The 19,190-nt window shown below is 63.2% G+C and carries 19 protein-coding genes; 9 read left to right on the forward strand and 10 right to left on the reverse strand.

Annotated features, from left to right (window positions below; genetic code table 11):
- The first annotated feature begins 39 nt into the window (after positions 1-39).
- From MNR02_RS05955 to ligA, 3 genes are all read left to right on the forward strand, one after another.
- Positions 40-906 carry an outer membrane protein assembly factor BamD gene (locus MNR02_RS05955; RefSeq protein WP_241598456.1) on the forward strand — a complete coding sequence of 289 codons (867 nt, stop codon included), beginning with the start codon at positions 40-42 and terminating at the stop codon, positions 904-906.
- 77 nt (positions 907-983) lie between these two features.
- A complete protein-coding gene (recN, locus tag MNR02_RS05960) occupies positions 984-2,654 on the forward strand; it encodes a DNA repair protein RecN (RefSeq protein WP_241948435.1) in 1,671 nt (556 codons plus the stop codon).
- Between the two features lie 77 nt (positions 2,655-2,731).
- Entirely contained in the window at positions 2,732-4,891 is a 2,160-nt protein-coding gene (ligA, locus tag MNR02_RS05965) for an NAD-dependent DNA ligase LigA (protein WP_241948436.1), read from the forward strand.
- A gap of 3 nt (positions 4,892-4,894) precedes the next feature.
- Here ligA and MNR02_RS05970 read toward each other — a convergent pair whose 3' ends face one another.
- From MNR02_RS05970 to MNR02_RS05985, 4 genes are all read right to left on the reverse strand, one after another.
- Complete coding sequence (locus MNR02_RS05970; protein WP_241948437.1) at positions 4,895-5,809, reverse strand: M23 family metallopeptidase; 915 nt, start codon at positions 5,807-5,809, stop codon at positions 4,895-4,897.
- 126 nt (positions 5,810-5,935) lie between these two features.
- The gene (locus MNR02_RS05975) at positions 5,936-6,346 is read right to left on the reverse strand and encodes a TIGR02588 family protein (RefSeq protein ID WP_241948438.1); all 411 of its coding nucleotides are present in this window, start codon (positions 6,344-6,346) and stop codon (positions 5,936-5,938) included.
- Between the two features lie 7 nt (positions 6,347-6,353).
- Positions 6,354-7,196, reverse strand: a complete 843-nt coding sequence (locus tag MNR02_RS05980; protein WP_241948439.1) for a TIGR02587 family membrane protein — start codon at positions 7,194-7,196, stop codon at positions 6,354-6,356.
- 67 nt (positions 7,197-7,263) lie between these two features.
- Positions 7,264-9,237 (reverse strand): DEAD/DEAH box helicase, encoded by a 1,974-nt coding sequence (locus tag MNR02_RS05985; protein ID WP_241948440.1) that lies wholly within the window; start codon positions 9,235-9,237, stop codon positions 7,264-7,266.
- 279 nt (positions 9,238-9,516) lie between these two features.
- Here MNR02_RS05985 and panC point away from each other — a divergent pair, with 279 nt between their 5' ends.
- The 4 genes from panC to MNR02_RS06005 all read left to right on the forward strand — a co-directional run bounded on the left by panC (position 9,517) and on the right by MNR02_RS06005 (position 12,463).
- On the forward strand, positions 9,517-10,401 hold the full coding sequence (gene panC / locus MNR02_RS05990; protein WP_241598466.1) for a pantoate--beta-alanine ligase: 885 nt from the start codon (positions 9,517-9,519) through the stop codon (positions 10,399-10,401).
- A gap of 1 nt (position 10,402) precedes the next feature.
- Positions 10,403-11,227 (forward strand): 3-methyl-2-oxobutanoate hydroxymethyltransferase, encoded by an 825-nt coding sequence (panB, locus tag MNR02_RS05995; RefSeq protein ID WP_241598468.1) that lies wholly within the window; start codon positions 10,403-10,405, stop codon positions 11,225-11,227.
- A 193-nt stretch (positions 11,228-11,420) separates the two neighbouring features.
- The gene (locus MNR02_RS06000; protein ID WP_241948441.1) at positions 11,421-12,149 is read left to right on the forward strand and encodes an AzlC family ABC transporter permease; all 729 of its coding nucleotides are present in this window, start codon (positions 11,421-11,423) and stop codon (positions 12,147-12,149) included.
- Positions 12,150-12,151: 2 nt separating this feature from the next.
- A complete protein-coding gene (locus MNR02_RS06005; RefSeq protein ID WP_241598472.1) occupies positions 12,152-12,463 on the forward strand; it encodes an AzlD family protein in 312 nt (103 codons plus the stop codon).
- Here the strand turns inward: MNR02_RS06005 and MNR02_RS06010 are convergent.
- The 4 genes from MNR02_RS06010 to MNR02_RS06025 form a co-directional block, all read right to left on the reverse strand.
- Positions 12,453-14,288 carry an aminopeptidase P family protein gene (locus tag MNR02_RS06010; protein WP_241948442.1) on the reverse strand — a complete coding sequence of 612 codons (1,836 nt, stop codon included), beginning with the start codon at positions 14,286-14,288 and terminating at the stop codon, positions 12,453-12,455. The two genes, MNR02_RS06005 and MNR02_RS06010, sit on opposite strands and share 11 nt — an antisense overlap.
- Before the next feature lie 477 nt (positions 14,289-14,765).
- A complete protein-coding gene (locus MNR02_RS06015; protein ID WP_241948443.1) occupies positions 14,766-15,647 on the reverse strand; it encodes a 50S ribosomal protein L11 methyltransferase in 882 nt (293 codons plus the stop codon).
- 67 nt (positions 15,648-15,714) lie between these two features.
- Positions 15,715-16,314, reverse strand: a complete 600-nt coding sequence (locus MNR02_RS06020) for an SCO family protein (RefSeq protein WP_241948444.1) — start codon at positions 16,312-16,314, stop codon at positions 15,715-15,717.
- Positions 16,315-16,436: 122 nt separating this feature from the next.
- The gene (locus tag MNR02_RS06025) at positions 16,437-16,595 is read right to left on the reverse strand and encodes a hypothetical protein (RefSeq protein ID WP_241598479.1); all 159 of its coding nucleotides are present in this window, start codon (positions 16,593-16,595) and stop codon (positions 16,437-16,439) included.
- A gap of 240 nt (positions 16,596-16,835) precedes the next feature.
- On the opposite strand from MNR02_RS06025, the gene MNR02_RS06030 reads away from it, so the two are divergent.
- Both MNR02_RS06030 and MNR02_RS06035 read left to right on the forward strand, forming a co-directional pair.
- Positions 16,836-17,300, forward strand: coding sequence for a chemotaxis protein CheW (locus MNR02_RS06030; RefSeq protein ID WP_134649548.1), 465 nt, complete (start codon positions 16,836-16,838; stop codon positions 17,298-17,300).
- Positions 17,301-17,467: 167 nt separating this feature from the next.
- On the forward strand, positions 17,468-17,821 hold the full coding sequence (locus tag MNR02_RS06035) for a hypothetical protein (RefSeq protein ID WP_241598481.1): 354 nt from the start codon (positions 17,468-17,470) through the stop codon (positions 17,819-17,821).
- Positions 17,822-17,875: 54 nt separating this feature from the next.
- On the opposite strand, the gene MNR02_RS06040 is transcribed toward MNR02_RS06035, so the two are convergent.
- Together MNR02_RS06040 and MNR02_RS06045 are read right to left on the reverse strand one after the other, a co-directional pair.
- The gene (locus MNR02_RS06040; protein WP_241948445.1) at positions 17,876-18,379 is read right to left on the reverse strand and encodes a CreA family protein; all 504 of its coding nucleotides are present in this window, start codon (positions 18,377-18,379) and stop codon (positions 17,876-17,878) included.
- Between the two features lie 61 nt (positions 18,380-18,440).
- Positions 18,441-19,187 (reverse strand): copper homeostasis protein CutC, encoded by a 747-nt coding sequence (locus MNR02_RS06045; protein ID WP_241948446.1) that lies wholly within the window; start codon positions 19,185-19,187, stop codon positions 18,441-18,443.
- Positions 19,188-19,190: the final 3 nt, after the last annotated feature.

Consider the following 19,190-nt stretch of genomic DNA (forward strand, 5'->3'; position numbering starts at 1 on the left):
GCCCGCCCGCATTTGGTGCCGTTGAACTGGGATTGTCTCATGGTTGTTGCAGGATCTGTTGGTGTGAAGAAGACGGCACGTATTGTCTATCTTACGCTTTTCGCTACGGCGGCGTCTGTCGTTCTCTCCGCCTGCCAGTCGGACCCGGACATCGACATCACGAAGCTGACGGGCGAAACCGAATCGTCGCAGACGCTCTACAATCAAGGCTTGGCGAATATGAGCGCCGGCAAGGTTGGCGAGGCGGCGCGCAAGTTCGAGGCCGTCGATCGGCAGAACCCGTTCTCCGACGAGGCTCGCAAGTCGCTCGTCATGCTGGCCTTCACGAACTATCGCCAGGGCCGCAATGAAGAAGCCATCAAGGCCGGCAAGCGTTATCTGAGCCTCTATCCGGGTTCGGAAGATGCGGCCTACGCGCAGTATATCGTCGGTCTCGCCTACTGGAAGCAGATCCCGAGCGTGACGCAGGACCAGCGCGCGTCGCAGCAGACGATAGAGGCCATGCAGGCCGTCGTCGACAACTATCCGAAGTCGGAATATGTCGAGGACGCCCAGGCTAAGATCCGTTTCGCTCGCGACCAGCTCGCCGGCAAGGAAATGCAGATCGGTCGCTATTATCTCGAGCGTAAGGAATATATCGCGGCGGCCAGCCGCTTCCGCGTCGTCGTAGAGAAGTATCCGATGACGAACCAGATCGAGGAAGCGCTCGCCCGTCTCGTCGAGACCTATTACGCGATGGGCGTCGATAGCGAAGCGCAGACCGCAGCCGCCGTTCTCGGCCACAACTACCCGGACAGCCAGTGGTATTCCGACAGCTACAAGCTGCTTCAGACCAAGGGTCTGGAGCCGCGCGAAAATTCGGGCTCGTGGATCGCGCGCGCCGGCAAGAAGCTGATCGGGGCTTGACGCCGGCATAGTTGAGCGGAGAGTGTGCGACAGTTCTGCGTCCGGAATCGCGCGATAACAAAGAGATCTGACACGGTATGCTGGCGCAGCTATCGATCCGCGATATCGTCCTGATCGAACGGCTCGACCTTGCCTTCGAGCCGGGCCTGTCTGTGCTGACGGGTGAAACGGGCGCGGGTAAATCCATTCTTCTCGACAGTCTTTCGCTGGCGCTCGGCGGGCGCGGCGATGGTTCGCTCGTGCGTCACGGGACGGAGCGCGGGCAAGTCACGGCGGTTTTCGACGTACCGCTGGACCATGCCGCCCGCGTGCTTCTGCGTGAAAACGGCATCGACGACGACGGTGACCTCATTTTCCGCCGCCAGCAATCCGCCGACGGGCGCACCAAGGCCTTCGTCAACGACCAGCCCGTCTCCGTGCAGCTCATGCGGCAGGCGGGACAGCGCCTTGTCGAAATCCACGGCCAGCATGACGATCGAGCGCTGGTCGATACGGATGCACATCGGTTGCTGCTCGATGCTTTCGGCGGTCTCAACGAAGCCGCCGCCGATGTCGGCACGCTGTATCACCAGTGGAAGGATGCCGAGCGCACCCTGCGCCGCCATCGTGAGAAGGTGGAGGCGGCCGCCCGCGAGGCGGATTATCTCCGATCCTCCGTCGAGGAGCTTGAGGCGCTTTCGCCGCAGGACGGCGAGGAGGACGCGCTGGCCGAGGTGCGTTCGCGCATGATGAAGGCCGAGCGTATCGCCGGAGACATCAGCGAGGCGAGCGACTTCCTCAACGGCAATGCATCGCCCGTGCCGCTGATCGCCTCCATGGTGCGGCGGCTGGAGCGCAAGAGCCACGAGGCGCCGGGTCTGCTGGAAGAAACCGTCGAACTGCTCGACCAGGCGCTGAACCAGCTTTCCGACGCGCAAATGGCCGTCGAGGCCGCGTTGCGCAAGACGGAATACGATCCCAAGGAACTGGAGCGCACGGAAGAGCGGCTCTTTGCCTTGCGCGCCGCCGCCCGCAAATATTCGGTGCCCGTCACGGGACTGCCCGCGCTGGCGGCGAAGATGATCGCCGATCTGGCCGATCTCGACGCGGGTGAAGAAAAGCTGGTGCAACTCGAATCGCGGCTTACCGAAGCGCGCGCCGCCTTCGAGATCACCGCACGCTCGCTTTCGGAAAAGCGCCATCGTGCCGCCGAGGCCCTTGCCGCGGCCGTGATGGCGGAGCTGCCAGCACTAAAGCTGGAGCGGGCACGTTTTACCGTCGAGATTACCACTGACCCCGAGGGCGGCGCGGAGGAGGGGATCGACACGGTGGAATTCCACGTCCAGACCAATCCCGGCACACGGCCCGGCCCCATCATGAAAGTGGCCTCGGGCGGGGAGCTTTCGCGTTTCCTGCTGGCGCTCAAGGTGGCGCTGGCCGACCGCGGCTCGGCCCCGACACTCGTCTTCGATGAAATCGATACCGGCGTCGGTGGTGCCGTGGCTGATGCCATCGGCCAGCGGCTCAAGCGGTTGTCCTCGACGGTTCAGGTTCTGTCTGTCACCCATGCGCCGCAGGTCGCAGCGCGTGCGGCGACGCATCTCCTCATCTCCAAGGGGCCGGTCGAGGGCAGCGAAACGGTCGCCACCCGCGTCGCCCGCATGGATGACGGCGCGCGGACCGAAGAGATCGCCCGCATGCTGGCCGGCGCATCCGTAACCGAAGAGGCACGGGCGGCGGCGGCCCGCCTGCTTTCCGGTGGCGGTTGAGGGGCAACCCACCCGCACTCCCATCTTTCCTTTCGCCAACTTTGCTCTAAAACCGGTGGCAGAATCCGGAGCATGTCATGGCCAACGCGAAAATCCCTGTCGAGACGCTGACCGAAGAAGAGGCCGCGGCCGAACTGGCCAATCTTGCGGCGGAGATCGCGCGCAACGACGAGCTCTATCACGGGCAGGATGCGCCGGCGATCTCGGACGCGGACTATGATGCGCTGAAGCGCCGCAACGAGGAGATCGAGGCGCGCTTCCCGGCCTTGGTGCGCGATGACAGCCCGTCGCGCCGCGTCGGTGCGGCGCCGCTTCCCACCTTCGCGCCGATCACCCATTCACGCCCGATGCTGTCCCTCGACAACGCGTTTTCCGATGAGGACGTGCGGGATTTCGTCAATAGCGTCTATCGTTTCCTGGGGCGTCTGCCCGACGAGACGATCGCCTTCACCGCCGAACCGAAGATCGACGGCCTGTCGATGTCCATCCGCTACGAGAACGGTCGACTCGTATCGGCGGCCACACGTGGTGATGGAACGACGGGCGAGAACGTGACGGCCAACGTGCTGACCATCGGCGAGATTCCGAATCGACTCCCGGCCGGCGCGCCTGACGTGGTTGAAGTCCGAGGCGAGGTCTACATGGCCAAGAGCGACTTCCTGGCGCTCAACGAGAAGATGGCGGCCGAGGGCAAGCAGACCTACGTCAACCCGCGCAACACGGCGGCGGGGTCGCTGCGTCAACTCGATGCGAGCGTAACGGCAAGCCGCAAGCTCCGCTTCTTCGCCTATGCCTGGGGCGAAATGTCGTCCATGCCGTCGGATAGCCAGTTCGGCATGATCGGCGTGCTCAAATCGTGGGGTTTCCCGGTCAACCCGATGACCCAGCGCCTGACACGGGTGGAGGATATCATCGCCCACTATCGTGAGATCGGCCTTGCCCGGCCGGATCTCGACTACGATATCGACGGCGTCGTCTACAAGGTGGACGAACTGGCGCTGCAGGAGCGGCTCGGCTTCCGGTCCCGCTCGCCGCGCTGGGCGACGGCGCACAAGTTCCCGGCCGAGCAGGCCTTCACGATCGTCGAGAAGATCGACATCCAGGTGGGTCGCACCGGCGCGCTGACACCCGTCGCGCGCCTGACGCCGGTCACGGTCGGCGGCGTGGTCGTCACCAATGCGACCCTGCACAATGCGGATTATATCGAGGGCATCGGCAACAGCGGCGAACGCATCCGCCCCGAGGGGCACGATATCCGCATCGGCGATACCGTCATCGTGCAGCGTGCCGGCGACGTGATCCCGCAGGTGCTCGACGTGGTCATGGAAAAGCGGCCGGCGGATGCTGAGTCCTATGTTTTTCCAAAGACCTGCCCGGTCTGCGGCAGCCACGCCGTGCGCGAACGCAACGAGAAGACCGGGCGGCTCGATTCCGTGACGCGCTGCACGGGCGGTTTCGTCTGCCGCGCGCAGGCCGTGGAGCACCTCAAGCATTTCGTGTCGCGCAATGCCTTCGATATCGAAGGACTGGGCGCCAAGCAGATCGATTTCTTCTTCGAGGCCGACGACGAGGCGCTGCGCATCCGCACGGCGCCCGATATCTTCACCCTCAAAGCGCGGCAGGAGGCATCACCTCTCGCCAAGCTGGAGAATATCGACGGCTTCGGCAGGGTCAGCGTGCGCAAGCTCTTCGATGCCATCGATGCCCGCCGGTCCATCGCGCTCAACCGCTTCATCTATGCGCTCGGCATCCGCCATGTGGGTGAGACGAACGCGAAGCTGCTCGCGCGCGCCTATGGCACCTACGACGCCTTCGCGACGGCAATGAAGGAGGCCGAGAGCCTTTCCGGCGAGGCGTGGAATGATCTCAACAATATCGAGGGCATCGGCGAGGTGGTCGCCCGTGCCACCGTCGAATTCTACAAGGAGCCGCGCAATCTCGATGTGCTCGACCGGCTGCTCAAGGAAGTCACGCCGGAGGCTGCGGAAGCGGTGGTCGTGTCTTCCAGTCCGGTGGCCGGGAAGACCGTCGTCTTTACCGGTTCGCTGGAAAAGATGACGCGTGACGAGGCCAAGGCTATGGCGGAGCGCCTTGGGGCGAAGGTCGCCGGCTCGGTTTCGAAGAAGACCGATCTTGTCGTTGCAGGGCCGGGGGCAGGCTCAAAGCTCGACAAGGCGCGGGAATTCGACATCGAGGTCATCGACGAGGACGGATGGTTCGAACGCATCAAGTCGTGATCGTCAGGGAACGGTGACGATAGAGCCGCGAACGAGGAAACGGTCGTCGAACGTCATGGGCACACCTTCGCCTTCGTTGTAGTCGAGTGTGCCGCCGAGATAGGCGTGCATGTGCAGGTGCGGCTCTGACGAATTGCCGGAATTGCCGACATTGCCGATCGTCTGACCGGCGGCCACCACTTCTCCCGCGCTGACGCCGATCGATCGGGCCTGCAAGTGACCGAGCAGCACGCGCACGGAGCCGCAGGCGACAATGACGTAGTTGCCGGCTGGCTCCTGCGTGTTGGTTTCGCCGATGGCATTGTCCGCGACGCTGTCATGGGTGGAAATGGCGATGCCGCTGCACGGGCTTTTCACCGTTCTTCCGAAGATCACGTAATCCGTAAGCGAGCGCGGCATGAGACCGTCGGCCCTTGCGCCGAGCCGGTTCAGCGCGACGATATCGAGAGCGAAGCGTTGGCTCTTGTCGGCATGGTGGTTGTTGATCGACGTCGTGCTGCCGCCCTGGCCGATATAGTATTGACCTCGATCGAAGGGGAACGCGAGGTCGACGGCGGTTTCATGGTAGCCGTAGCCGGACAGGCCGCGCATCGCGAGCGCCAGAAAAAAGACGCTCATGGCGGCGGTGAAACCGTGCGCGCGCACGGGCGACACGGCGCTGTTCCACCGGCGATCACGTACGCGCAGGAACGAGACAAAGGCGGCAAGCGCGAAGACGGCTGGCAGGATGAAAATCAGCGCGGTGCTGAGAAAATCCCAACGGCCCAGGATCGTGATGAAGGCGATGTAGCATGCGCCGTAGACCACACGCATGAGCCAAGCGAGCTGGTCGGCCGGACGCGGCCACCAAAGCCAGATCAGGAAAAAGGCCGGAAGGAAGACCTGTGTCGTCAAGAGGATGGCGAGCGAAAGCTGCATGGGTCAGACCTTGGCGATTGGCCAGGTCTCGCTGATCTCGGACCCCGGCAATTGTGTGAACTCAATACTCTCCAACGGGATTGGTTCCGCTTTTCGCGAGTCTATTCCAAGGCTTGCTGTCGTTTTTTAAGGGCTGGTATAGCCGGCCGGCCGCATCACCATTTCGCTCGCGGCCGGGTCGTTGCGGAAGAAAATCGCACCTTGCGTCTTCGATTGCGCGGCGACGTAGTCAAAGACGACGGGGCTCTCTTCGATCACCTGTCCGTCCTTGATGAGCCTTCCGATTACGGTCACCGCCGCAGCGGTCGTTGTGCCGGCATTTGAGATGTCGAATGCCACGCGATAGCCGCCGGAGGATGGCTGGGTCGAAACAACGTGGATGGAAAGATCAGGCGGCGTCGTCGGACGCATCAGCGCCTCCCAGCCGAGCCAGCCAAGCAAGGCGGCGACGAGAAGGGCCGAGACGATGCCGGTCAACCACTCGATCCAATGCGCATCCTGGCGTTCGCGGCGGCGACCGTTTTCTGATTTCGTCATGATCTCCTCACAGGATCAGCCGTGCGCCGGCGGCGCCAAGCGCAGCTGGAAAGCCGAGCACGATCACCGACACCATGATCTCGATTGCCGAACTATCGCCGAGGCGTTCGAAAATCCAGAGCGTCAGCATGCTGACCGTCAGAGCGACGACATATCCGGGCAGGGTGAAGCGCACAAAGGCGTGCCACCAGGGTGTTTCGGGCGAAAGTTCGTGTCCGCCCATGAAGGACACGGCATAGACCAGCCCGTGCATCAGTGCGATGGAGATAAGTGAGATGACGAGGGCGTGCCAGATGGTCATCTTGTAGGACAGCACGATCATCTCGTCCGTCGGCGCTATGTTGAGCGACAGGAACAGCGCGCCAGTGCCCATCAGGAACAGCTCGCTGTGGTAGGGCGTCGATTTTCTTTCAGTGTCGTCGTCCTCGTCGCCAAGTTGGCTGCGCCCGAGCATGGCGCCAATGCTGGCGGGGACCGATTGCAGGGCGATCTTCCCGATGAGCTCGCTTGCCGACATGTCCCCGCGCAGAAGACCGAGTGCAGCGAGCACGATCGCGCTGGTAGGAATGCCGATGCCATAGGCGACGATTGCGTCGCGAACGGCATCGCGCCAGCTCACGGTTTTTTCGAAGCCGATGCGATGCGCCAGAAGCACGAGAAGGGGAATATTGAGGATGACGAGCAGCAGAAGCCGCTCGCGTGCCATGTAGAAGCCGAGATACCACATTTCCATGGTCATCAGCATGGGGAGTGCGAAGAACAGCGCTCCCGCCACGCCACGGGCAAGCCCCGTTATAAAGCGGCTGAACTCGCTTTGATCGCTTTCGGCGGATGCCGCGTCGTCTGTCATCACACTTCCCCCTCAGAAGTGCGACGCTAACGTGGTGCGGATCGGAATGTTCCGCACCACGAAGGTTCTAGCTGCGATCGGTCTTCTTGAACTTCGGCTTCTTCGGGCCACCTTCGGCCTTGGCGAATTTCTCGTCGCGCTTGCCCTTGAAAGGCTTGGGCCCACCGAAGGGCTTGCCGGGCGTCTTGGCGGCGCTACCGTCCCGGTCCTTCCAATGCGGCTTGGCGCTCGCACCTTCGGGCTTGGCGGATTCGGGTTTGCGGTCGAAGTCCTTCTTCTTGGCGAAGCCGGGCTTCTTCTCGAATTCGCCGCGTGGCTTCCAGTCCGCGCGCCGCTCGCCGCGGAATGGCTTGTCGTAACGTTGCGTCTTCTCGCCCGGTGTGCGCTCATAATACTGCGGCGTAAGGTCGGGCATGCCATCAAGTACGGTCACGCGGACGCCGCGTTCCAGCATTTTGTCAGGGCCGAGCGCCCCGAGGAAGGCGTCGGAGGCATCGGCGGAAAGCTCGATATAGGTCTCCTCCGGCTGCATCTTGATGGCGCCGATCTCGTTCTTGGTAAGGGCGCCGTTGCGGCAGAGCATGGGGATCAGCCAGCGGGGCTCGGCGCGCTGCTTGCGGCCGACGGAAACGGAGATCCAGGTGCTGCGGGCGAAACTGTCGCGAGGGCGCTTGGTTTCTGCAGGGATGTTTTCGTTGCCGCGCTCGCGCGGCTTGCGCTGCTCGAGTGAGACTTCGACCAGATCCTCCGGCGCGGAACGACCGGCCTTGAAGTAGCGCGCGACGGCGGCGGCGAGCTGGCGGGCATCGAACTTGCCAACGAGCGCATCGATGGTTTCGATCTCGTCGTCACCAATGGGATCGGTCAGCATGGTGTCGGCGAGCAGGCGCTCGTCGTCGCGGCGCAGGATTTCCTCGGCCGACGGCGGGGTCGCCCAGTCGGCCTTGAGGTTGGCGGCCTGCAACAGACGCTCGGCCTTGCGGCGGGCGCTGAGCGGCACGATCATGGCGCTGACGCCCTTGCGGCCCGCACGACCGGTGCGGCCCGAACGGTGAAGCAGCGTATCCGGGTTGGTCGGAAGGTCAGCGTGCACGACAAGCTCAAGGTTCGGCAGGTCGATGCCGCGGGCGGCGACGTCCGTCGCGATGCAGACGCGGGCGCGGCCATCGCGCATGGCCTGCAGGGCATGTGTGCGCTCGTTCTGGCTGAGCTCGCCCGAGAGCGCGACGACAGAGAAGCCGCGATTGTTGAAGCGGGCCGTCAGGTGGTTCACGGCAGCGCGCGTCGAGCAGAACACGATGGCGGTCTGGGCGTCGTAGAAGCGCAGCGTGTTGATGATGGCGTTCTCGCGATCGGAGGGCACGCAGAGCAGGGCGCGGTACTCGATATCGACATGCTGCTGGCGTTCGGCGGCCGTCGAGATGCGCATGGCATCGCGCTGGTAGTTCTTCGCAAGCGCTGCAATCTCCTTCGAGACCGTCGCGGAGAACATCAGCGTGCGGCGCTCTTCAGGAGCAGCTTCGAGAATGAATTCGAGGTCTTCGCGGAAGCCGAGGTCGAGCATCTCGTCGGCCTCGTCGAGCACGACGGCACGGATGGCGGAGAGATCGAGGTTGCCGCGCGTGATGTGGTCGCGCAGGCGGCCGGGTGTTCCGACGATGATATGGGCGCCGCGTTCCAGCGCGCGCCGCTCGTTGCGCACGTCCATGCCGCCGACGCAGGACGCGATGACCGCGCCGGTCAGTTCGTAGAGCCATTCCAGCTCGCGCTTGACCTGCATGGCGAGCTCGCGCGTCGGCGCGATGACCAGTGCCAGCGGGCTTGCCGCGCGGTCGAAGCGCTCTTCGCCTTCAAGCAGGGTAGGGGCGATCGCAAGGCCGAAGGCTACGGTCTTGCCGGAGCCGGTCTGCGCCGAAACCAGCGCATCGGCGTCGCCGATCTTGGGGTCGGAGACGGCGATCTGCACCGGCGTCAAAGTGGTATAGCCGCGTTTTTCCAACGCCTTTGCCATCGCCGGAGCGAGGCTGTCGAAACTCGTCATGTGGGGTCTTCCGGAATTCGGGTTTAGCGGCGATCTTGCACCGCACTCTCAAGCCCGCGGGTGACGAGCATGTTGACGCGCTCTCTACTGGTCAACGGGCGAAATGTACAGTGCGCAAAACGCAAAGCTGCCCGTCAGGCGGGCAAAGCGTGCCAAATCCGTTTGCCGATTGTCTTTTTGCGCTGCACAAGATAGAAAATGCCGCCCCGGAAGCGCTCCAGAGAGAAAGCACCTGAGGGATCGCCCGCGGGAGAGGGCGAGAGCAAGGAGGAACCGGCGATGCAGACCTTCACCACCATCGCGGAATTGCGGGCGGCTCTTGCGCCGCACCGGCTCGATGGCCGCACTGTCGGCCTCGTGCCGACGATGGGCTATCTTCATGTCGGCCATATGGAACTCGTCCGGCGCGCGCGCGCCGACAATGACATCGTCGTCGCCACCATCTTCGTCAATCCGTTGCAGTTCGGCGCGAGCGAGGATCTGTCGCGCTATCCGCGCGATCTCGCGCGCGACCAGGCGATGCTCGAGGCGGAAGGAGTGCACTATCTTTTCGCGCCCGGCGTCGGGGACATGTATCCGCAGCCTATGGAGACGGTGGTCGACGTGCCGAAGCTCGGCGCCGAGCTGGAGGGCGCCGTTCGCCCCGGTCATTTCGCGGGCGTGGCCACCGTCGTCACCAAGCTGTTCAACATTGCAGGACCGGACCGCGCCTATTTCGGCGAGAAGGATTTCCAGCAGCTCACCATCATCCGCCGCATGGTGGCCGATCTCGCCCAGCCCGTGGAGGTGATCGGCGTGCCGACCGTGCGTGAGGCCGACGGGCTCGCCTGTTCCTCGCGCAATGTCTATCTCTCGCCGGACGAGCGCGCCGCCGCGGCCGTCGTGCCGCGCGCGCTGAACGAAGCCGAGCGGTTGATTGCGGCCGGTGAGACCGATGCGCGAAAGCTGGAGGATGCGGTGCGCGCCTTCATCCAAAGCGAGGCGCTGGCCGAGCCCGAAGTGGTCGCGGTCCGTGATCCGCAGACGCTGGCTGATGTGGCGGTGGTTGGCGGAAAGCCCGTTCTCCTGTTGCTTTTCGTGCGCTTCGGCAGCACGAAGCTTCTCGACAACCGGGTCCTCGGCCCGATGAATGCAATGCCTGAACATGCAAAGAAGGTAGCGTGACATGAGCGTACACACCGCCAAGCGCCGTTTGGCCCCCGCCGACATCAAGGCCCTCAAGGGTGAGCGCCCCATCGTCAGCCTGACCGCCTATACGACGCCGGTCGCCAAGCTCATGGACCAGCACGTCGATTTCATGCTGGTGGGCGACAGCCTCGGCATGGTGCTTTACGGCCTTGATTCCACTGTCGGCGTGACGCTGGAAATGATGATCGCCCATGGCCAGGCCGTCATGCGCGGTTCGTCGAACGCCTGTGTGGTTGTCGACCTGCCTTTCGGCTCCTACCAGCAATCGAAGGAACAGGCCTTCGCAACCGCCGCCCGCGTTCTCAAGGAAACCGGCTGCTCTGCCATCAAGCTCGAAGGTGGGGCGGAAATGGCCGAGACGGTGCATTTCCTCACCCAACGGGGCATTCCGGTGCTGGGACATGTCGGCCTGATGCCGCAACTCATCAACACGACCGGCGGTTACCGTTCTCTCGGCCGCAACGACAAGGAAGTCGACAAGATCCGCAAGGATGCCGCTGCCATCGACGATGCCGGCGCCTTCGCCATCGTTATCGAGGGTACGGTCGAGCCGCTGGCACGCGAGATCACCGGCGCAGTCAAGGTGCCGACCATCGGCATCGGGGCTTCGCCGGCCTGCGACGGCCAGGTGCTGGTGGTCGATGACGTGCTCGGCATCTTCACGGATTTCAAGCCGCGCTTCGTCAAGCATTTCGCCAACCTCGCCCCCCTCATGAGCGAGGCCTTCGCGACTTATGCGCAAGAGGTGAAAGCCCGCAGCTTCCCCGGCCCCGAGCATACGTTCCAGCTCAAGAAGGGCTGAGCGCCTTTTCAATGGCCCGGCCATTCTCCGTCCGAGACTGGCCTAAAGTCCTGACATTCAGAGAGCAATCATGAACGTCGGTCGCGGATTTGCACTGAATGATCAATTGTGCTGAACGGTCTATCAGGCATATTGGTTTGCAGGCGTGGCGCGGCTGCTCTATGGCTTGGCCATCCTAGGACAGAGCAGTTTCATGACCCCCGCGACAAAAGAAGAATTCCGCGACGCCTTTCGTCGCGGCAGTGCCGTTGCCATTGCGGCGGCCCCGTTCGCCGTGCTGTTCGGCGCCGTTGCCGTCGACAATGGCCTGAGCGTCGCCGAGGCGACATTGATGAGCGCGACGCTCTATGCCGGCGCCAGCCAGCTGGTCGGCGTGGAGTTGTTCAACCATCATGTCGCGCCCTGGCTCGTCGTGCTGTCGATCTTCGCCGTGAATTTCAGGCACGTACTCTATTCCGCCGCCATCGCCCCGCATATTCGCCACCTGACCTTCTGGGAGAAGGCGACGTCGCTCTTCCTTCTGACCGACCCGCAATTTGCCGAAACGGAGCGGCGGGCGGACAGGGGCATTCGCGTCAGCTACCCTTGGCTGATGGTTCTCGGTCTCAGCGTTTACGTTCCGTGGCTGTTCCTGACCATTCTGGGGGCTTTCCTTGGCAACCTCATCGGCGATCCCAAGGCCATCGGTATCGACGTTCTGTTGCCGGTCTATTTCATGGGACTGGTGCTCGGTTTCCGCAGTCGGGCGCACTGGCTGCCCGTCGTCCTGGCCTCGGGGGCAGGCTCTATCCTCGCCCTTCATTTCGTCGGTTCGCCCTGGCATGTCAGCCTTGGCGCGCTGGCGGGCATTATAGTCGCGGCTCTGCTGCCGCTCGATGACGCCGAAGCGGTCGCAGGCGACGTTGCGGAAGGGGAGGCGTGAGCATGGAAAGCCTGTTTCACACGCAGACGCTGCTCATCATCGCCGCCGGTGCCATCGCGACCTATCTCACACGCGTCGGTGGCTATGTCTTCATCACGCGGATGAAGCGCATTCCGCCGCGTGCGGAGGCGGCGCTTAACGCCGTGCCGGCGGCGGTTCTGACCACGCTGGTCGCGCCGGCCGCCATTACCGGCGGCTGGGACGTCAGCCTCACCATGGCGATTGCTTTTCTCGTCGGCCTTCGCCTGTCGTTGCTGCCGATGCTGGGCGTCTGCTGGATCGTCGTGATGGTGATCCGTCACCTCATCGTCTGATCGGAGCCGTCGCCTTTTCGAGCCAGGCCTTCGTCGCGTCGTCTGTGAGGAGCGGTGCGATCTTTTCCCGCGTTTCAGCGTGATAGGCGTTGAGCCAGTCCAGTTCCTCGTCCGTTATCAGATGTGCGAGAACCAGGCGGCGGTCGATGGGGCAGAACGTTAGCGTCTCGAAGCCGAGCATGTCGATATCGCCGCCCTCGACGGCAGCGGCGGGAAGGACATGCACAAGATTTTCGATACGGATGCCGAAGGCGCCGGGGCGGTAGTAGCCCGGCTCGTTCGACAGGATCATGCCGGGCAGCAGCTCCTGCGTCGAAAGCCGCGAGATGCGCTGTGGGCCTTCATGCACGGAGAGATAGGAGCCGACGCCGTGTCCGGTCCCGTGGGCGAAATCCGCTCCTGCCTTCCACAAAGCGATACGGGCGAGGGGATCGAGATCGCAGCCGCGCGTGCCCTTGGGGAAGCGTGCAAGGCTGATGGCGATCATGCCCTTCAGCACCAGGGTGAAGAAGCGCTTCTGTTCCTCCGGCACGTCGCCGATGGCCACGGTGCGGGTAATGTCCGTGGTGCCGTTGACATACTGTGCGCCCGAATCGATCAGGAACATCGTTCCGGTTTCGATTGCCGTATCGCTCTCCGTGGTCACCCGGTAGTGCATGATTGCGGCATGCGCGCCCGCGCCGGCGATGGTGTCGAAGGACACGTCCTTCAAAGGGTTCTGATGGCGCTCGCCCAGCGTGCGGCGGACTTCCTCCAGCCTTTTCGTGACGCTGATTTCCGTCTGCGAGCCGGGGGGCGTACTGTCGAGCCAGGCGAGGAATTCCACCATGGCTGCGCCATCCTGCAGGTGGGCGCGGGCTGAACCCTGAAGCTCGACGGCGTTCTTGCAGGCTCGGGGCAGGCGGGCGGGATCGGCCGCCTCGACCAGCGTTCCGCCCTTGCTGCGCACGATTTCCGCCAGCGCGAAGGGCGCTTGGTCGGGGTCCATCAGAATGCGCTTGCCCGCCGCCGCCAGTTTCGCGACCTGTTCGTCGAACTGCGAGGGCGGCAAAAGATCGGCCAGCTGGGTAAGATAGGCTTCCGGCTCGATGCCCGTCTTGCGTTTGTCGAGGAAAAGCTGCGGGCGGCCCTCGGCGGGAATGATCGCGCGGGCCAAGGGATGCGGCGTATGCGGGACATCGCTGCCGCGGATGTTGAAGATCCAGGCGATGGAGGAGGGGTCGGTGACGGCAAGCACATCCGCTCCGGCCTTCTCTGTGGCCTCGGCCATCGTCACAAGCTTGTCCCGCGCGAGTTCGCCGGCATGGTCGATGTCCTGAATGACGACACGGCCAAGCGGCTCGGCGGGACGGTCGGTCCAGGCCCGGTCGAGCGGATTGTATGGCAGGAACACGAGTTGGCCGCCGAGCTCCGCAAGCGTCTTCTCCAGCCGGCGCACCTCGGCGCCGGTGTGAAGCCACGGATCGATGCCGAGACGGAAGCTCTTCGGTCCATGATTGCGCAGCCACAGATGCGGCGGTTCTCCAACAAGATCGCCGCCGGTGAAGACCGAACCATCGACCTGTTCGGCAAGCTGCGTGACATAGCGCCCGTCCACGAAGACGATGGCCTTGTCGCGCATGACGAGCGCGATGCCGGCAGAGCCGGTGAAGCCCGTCAGCCAAGAGAGGCGCTCGGCGGAGGGCGGCACGTACTCGCCCTGATATTCGTCGGCTCGCGGCACGAGGAAGCCATCGATGCCGAGTGCATCGAAGGTGGCGCGCAGCGCATCCACGCGCGCGCGGCCAAACTGGGGCGTGGAGGTGACGTCGAAACTCTGGAACATGGGGCTTCCGATGCGGCGTTGAATCGTGAGCGGCAATCTATCCCATCGCCCGGTGGCGTCAAAGGCGAGACGGCCGTTTCGCACCGGAGAGCGTATAACTATGCGCTGTGCGCATGGCACCCATGCCCCATTAGCGCTGTCCTGTTTTTCGAAATCGTCTATAAGCGGCGCCAACGAAGCGAACATAAACGCGCTTCAAGCGAAACGAAGTGAACTCCTCCTCCCACGCTTCGTATCGCGGAATAAATGCCGAAAGGCAAAAAGCTAGGTGTTTCGATCAGGCGTCTTTCTGGTCACTCCTCCTCCCTCCTCCGGGAAGGCGTTCGGAACACGTAGGACCGCTTGAGCGCTCCTCCTCCTCAAGCTCGCGGTCTGGCCGGTTCGCCGGTCCAATAGGCGGTGCCTCTGGCACCGCCTTTTCTTTTGCCTGCTCTTCAAAAACTTAAAGGGCGGGGAAATCCCCGCCCGCAATACCATTCAGCGCCTGTTGTCGAGATGGATGGTGACCCAACCTTCGCGCCATATCGTGCGCACATGGCGCAGGCCGAGGCTGTTATAGGCTGCCAGCACCTTCCAGCGCTGCGAGGCAAGGATCCCCGACAGGATGACATCGCCGCCCGGCGCAAGCTGGGCTGCAAGTTGCGGCGCCATGCGCATCAGCGGTCGGGCGAGGATGTTGGCGATAATGAGATCGAAGGGACCGTGGCGGCCGAAGGCAGTGGAATGGAAGCCCGGCGCCGTTTCAAGCGCGATGCCCGAGGCAATGCCGTTCACGCGGACATTCTCGCGTGCGACACGGGTGGCGATCGGGTCGATGTCGGTGGCCAGCACCGCGACGGGGGCGAGCTTGCGGGCCGCGATGGCGAGCACGCCGCTGCCGGTGCCGAGGTCGAGCACGCGCCTGACCTTGCGTGCGCGCATGACCTTGTGAATCACTTCCAGGCAGCCTGCCGTGGTTCCGTGATGCCCTGTGCCGAAAGCCTGACCGGCATCGATCTCGATGGCGATTTCGCCGATACGGGCCGTGCCGCGGTCATGCGAGCCGTGCACAACGAAGCGTCCGGCGCGCACCGGCTTCAGGCCTTCCAGCGACTTGGCGATCCAGTCGATATCGGGAAGTTCCTCGCGCTCGATCTCGACGCCCGGGAAGTCTGCTGCGAGCAGGGCGGCGAACCGGCCCCGAACCTCGTTCTCATCGGGGCGAAAGACATAGACGGAGGCTTCCCAGATATCGTTCTTCTCGTCGATCTCCATCGTCGCGATGGCGAAGCCCTCTTCCTCGAAGGCATCGCTCATCAGCGCGAGCGCGTGCTCCGCCTTGTTCTCGGTCGTGGAAATGTAGAGGCGGATTTCGCTCACGGCTTGTGGTCCCTATTGTTTGCGGACCGCCTAGCATGTCCGAAAGTCGAGGGCAAAGGCCGAATGGTCATCGCGTGATGAGGTTGGCCAGCTTCTGCTCGGCGGTCTCGGCATTCTCGCCATAGGCGATGGTGCCGACGAACCGGCCCTTTGCATCAAGCAGGAAGACCGAGGCCGTGTGATCCATGGTGTAGTCGCCGTCGGGCTTGGCCTCGTCGAGCGGCACCTTGCGGTAGTAGACGCGGAAGCCCTTGGCCATATCCAGCACCTTTGAGGGCTCGCCGGATATGCCGGTGATGCGCTTGGAGACGTTGCCGACATACTGGCCGATCAGCTCCGGCGTATCGCGCTCGGGATCGATCGTCACGAAGTAGGCCTGCAGTTTCGAGCCGTCCGGATCGACCTTGCCGAGCCAGCCGTTCAGTTCGAACAGCGTCGTCGGGCAGACTTCCGGGCAATGGGTGAAGCCGAAGAACAGCGCGGTTGGCTTGCCGGTAAAGGCCTTTTCGGTGACCGGCGTGCCGTCCTGCGCGACAAGCTGGAAGGGAACGCCGAAGGGCTCGCCGGCGATCTGGTCCTTCGTCCGGGTCATTTCCAGCGTCAGCCAGCCGAGCAGGCCGGCGACGAGTGCGACGGCGATCCAGAGTACGAGACGCAGGGTTTTCATGGCAATCCTTCGAGAGCGCGGCATCGACGCGTGTTCCCGGCTTCTTAATGCCTACCGCAAGGCTGCGCAAACGCGCCATTTGACGCAAGGGCCGACATCGCCGATGGCTCGCGCAATCGTGATCAGAAGCACCACGCCATGCCCGATTCGGCAAGGCTGAGGAGAATGTCCGGTCCGTGCTCGAGCCAGCCGGCAAAGGCCGCCGTTGCCGCCATGATGGCGAGCCCCAGCGCGATCAACACGGCGGGGAGGAGGGTATATCTGCGCGCGGTGTCCTTCATTCGTGCATGATAAGCCAAAAGGCGCCGGTTTCCAACCGCGTGGCGGGCACGCAAGTCGTCGCTCCGGCCGGAAATACTGTTTCAAGCAATGTTTCTTTAGTCATTGTTTAATCTCTGTTTGCCACTTTCGAGTGACGCGCAAAGGGCGGCAGATCCGCCGGACATGATGTCCGCCGTGCGCCGGAGACGGCGAGCTGCGCAATTCAACCCGTTTCCTCGTCTCTGGAAAGAGGTCCATTCATGTCCAACGCCATCAAGCAGTCCGGCGCCTATCTCGAAATCGTATCGTTCCATCTGGGCGAGCAGGAATTCTGCATCGACATCATGGCTATCCGCGAAATCCGCGGCTGGGCTCCGGTGACGCCGATGCCGCATACGCCGCCCTACGTTCTGGGCCTCATCAACCTGCGCGGTGCCGTCATCCCGGTCATCGACATGGCCTGCCGCCTCGGCATGAAGATGACCGAGCCTTCCGAGCGTTCGGCGATCATCGTCACCGATATCGCTGGCAAGCTGGTCGGCCTGCTGGTCGAGCAGGTGTCCGACATGATGACCATCAAGAGCGAGGAACTCCAGCCGGCGCCGGAGATCATTCCGGAAGCCCAGCGCGCCTTCTGCCGCGGTATCGTCGCTCTGGAAAAGTCGATGGTATGCTTCCTGAACCTCGACACGGTGATTGCGGACGAGCTCGCGCAAGCGGCCTGACAGCCCGCCTCAAATACCCTGATCCGGCGCCCGGTGGCTCGTGTTAAAGCGCGCCGCCGGTAACATTAATTATTGGTCATGTTGAGATTTTCACGAAATCCGGCAGGAACAATCCGTAGACGTTCCCATTCTCCCCCTGCATTTCAATCCAACAGTGGAGAATGAAAATGAACAAGACTGTTACCATCGCCCTTGCTTCGCTCCTCGCCGTTTCGCCAGTTGCCGGCATCGCATATGCCCAGTCGGCCACGACGACCGAAACTATGACGACCGGCTCGATCTCCGCCGACAAGGTGAATGTCGTTCGCATTTCCACGCTCGAAACCGATGATGCGACCAAGAACGAATACGATCGCCTGATGAGCAAGTCGAAGGACGCGGCTGCCGTCGCGCAGGCCCAGGAAGAGCTGCGTGCCGATACGGCGCTGACGGATGTCCTCGTGTCGAAGAACGTCCAACTCGAGAACGTGGTTGACGTGACCACCGCAGCTGACGGCGGCAAGATCGTTTACGTCAAGTAAACACCGTTCTACCGTTAAGAAAAAGCCCCGGCCACCGAAAGGTGCCGGGGTTTTTTATGGCTTGCCGTTCGTCCAGGTGACGTTTTCCCCGTAGAGCGGCACGGTCGAGATCGACATCTTTGCCGAACCGTCCGTCAGTTCACGGGAATGGGCGAGATAGATCAGCGTGTCGTTCTTCTTGTCGTAGACGCGTGTGACGACGAGCGATTTCCAGATCAGCGACAGGCCGGATTTGAAGACCTCTTCTCCGCCACGCGAGAGATCGATATCGCCGATCGTGACCGGGCCGGTCTGGCGGCAGGCGATGGCATTGTTGGACGGATCCTCGAACCAGTTTCCGTTCTTCAGGCGATCGATGACGCTGCGGTCGAAATAGGTGACATGGCAGGTGACGCCGGAAATCTTCGGATCGCTCACCGCATCGATATAGATATCGTTGCCGATCCAGTCGACGCCCACCTTGCCGACCGTCTCGGCGGTCGCGGGCAGGGCGGCGAGCGTGAGAAGGCTCGCGGCAACGACGGTGCGCAGTCGTGGCAGGACGGATGACAGGGGCATGGCGGTCTCCTTTGTTCGCCTAAACGTAAGGATGGCCGCCCGCTATCCGCAAGTGGCGTCGTCAGGATTTTGCGGCGGCGATCGTTTCGCGCACTGCGTTCTCGTCGGTGATCGTCAGTTCGTATTCGCGATCCTTCTCCGTATCACCCATGCCGACATGGGGGTTGCGGAAGATCATGCCGCTGCGAATGGAGGTCAGCGCGGCAAAATGCAGCTCGGTCAGGCCCGTGGCGTCCCGCACGCCGCGAATGTTGCCGGCGTCCAGCCCGCCGCACCCCATGATGACGATGCGACCGGCCGCCTGCTCGACGGCGTGCTTCAGGATAGCCACGCCCTCGACGGCTGTCTCGCGCTGGCCCGAGGTCAGAACGCGGTCGATGCCACAGCGCACGAGCGCCTCCAGCGCTTCGCCGGCATCGGCTGTCATGTCAAATGCGCGGTGGCAGGTGACGGACATAGGGCGCGCAGCCTCAACCAGTGCCTTCGTCCGCACCTCGTCGATCCGCCCGTCCGGCGTGAGGCAGCCGATGACGACGCCCGAAACGCCTTCGGCGCGAAGTGCCTTCACATCCGCCAGCATGGTTGCAAACTCGGCCTCGGAATAGAGGAAATCGCCACCGCGCGGGCGGATGATGACGTGAACCGGGATATGCGCGGCCTTCACGGCGGCGCGTATGGTGGCAAGGCTCGGCGTCAATCCGCCTTCCAGCAGGCTGGCGCAGAGTTCCACGCGATCCGCACCGGCGGCTTGGGCGGCAAGGAAGCCGTCGATGCCTTCGACGCACAGTTCGATGAGAGGCTTGGGCATGAG

It is taken from the genome of Shinella sp. H4-D48, assembly GCF_022637395.1.
Taxonomy (GTDB): domain Bacteria; phylum Pseudomonadota; class Alphaproteobacteria; order Rhizobiales; family Rhizobiaceae; genus Shinella; species Shinella sedimenti.

Excerpts from the sequence above, each read along its gene's own strand:
- MNR02_RS05985 (WP_241948440.1), bottom strand. The coding sequence starts at position 9,237 with ATGACGAGTTTCGACAGCCTCGCTCCGGCGATGGCAAAGGCGTTGGAA.
- MNR02_RS06020 (WP_241948444.1), bottom strand. The coding sequence starts at position 16,314 with ATGAAAACCCTGCGTCTCGTACTCTGGATCGCCGTCGCACTCGTCGCC.
- MNR02_RS06035 (WP_241598481.1), top strand. The coding sequence starts at position 17,468 with ATGAACAAGACTGTTACCATCGCCCTTGCTTCGCTCCTCGCCGTTTCG.
- panC (WP_241598466.1), top strand. The coding sequence starts at position 9,517 with ATGCAGACCTTCACCACCATCGCGGAATTGCGGGCGGCTCTTGCGCCG.
- MNR02_RS06040 (WP_241948445.1), bottom strand. The coding sequence starts at position 18,379 with ATGCCCCTGTCATCCGTCCTGCCACGACTGCGCACCGTCGTTGCCGCG.
- panB (WP_241598468.1), top strand. The coding sequence starts at position 10,403 with ATGAGCGTACACACCGCCAAGCGCCGTTTGGCCCCCGCCGACATCAAG.
- MNR02_RS05955 (WP_241598456.1), top strand. The coding sequence starts at position 40 with ATGGTTGTTGCAGGATCTGTTGGTGTGAAGAAGACGGCACGTATTGTC.
- MNR02_RS05970 (WP_241948437.1), bottom strand. The coding sequence starts at position 5,809 with ATGCAGCTTTCGCTCGCCATCCTCTTGACGACACAGGTCTTCCTTCCG.
- MNR02_RS06000 (WP_241948441.1), top strand. The coding sequence starts at position 11,421 with ATGACCCCCGCGACAAAAGAAGAATTCCGCGACGCCTTTCGTCGCGGC.
- MNR02_RS06025 (WP_241598479.1), bottom strand. The coding sequence starts at position 16,595 with ATGAAGGACACCGCGCGCAGATATACCCTCCTCCCCGCCGTGTTGATC.
- MNR02_RS05980 (WP_241948439.1), bottom strand. The coding sequence starts at position 7,196 with ATGACAGACGACGCGGCATCCGCCGAAAGCGATCAAAGCGAGTTCAGC.
- MNR02_RS06030 (WP_134649548.1), top strand. The coding sequence starts at position 16,836 with ATGTCCAACGCCATCAAGCAGTCCGGCGCCTATCTCGAAATCGTATCG.
- MNR02_RS06005 (WP_241598472.1), top strand. The coding sequence starts at position 12,152 with ATGGAAAGCCTGTTTCACACGCAGACGCTGCTCATCATCGCCGCCGGT.
- MNR02_RS06010 (WP_241948442.1), bottom strand. The coding sequence starts at position 14,288 with ATGTTCCAGAGTTTCGACGTCACCTCCACGCCCCAGTTTGGCCGCGCG.
- recN (WP_241948435.1), top strand. The coding sequence starts at position 984 with ATGCTGGCGCAGCTATCGATCCGCGATATCGTCCTGATCGAACGGCTC.
- MNR02_RS05975 (WP_241948438.1), bottom strand. The coding sequence starts at position 6,346 with ATGACGAAATCAGAAAACGGTCGCCGCCGCGAACGCCAGGATGCGCAT.
- MNR02_RS06045 (WP_241948446.1), bottom strand. The coding sequence starts at position 19,187 with ATGCCCAAGCCTCTCATCGAACTGTGCGTCGAAGGCATCGACGGCTTC.
- ligA (WP_241948436.1), top strand. The coding sequence starts at position 2,732 with ATGGCCAACGCGAAAATCCCTGTCGAGACGCTGACCGAAGAAGAGGCC.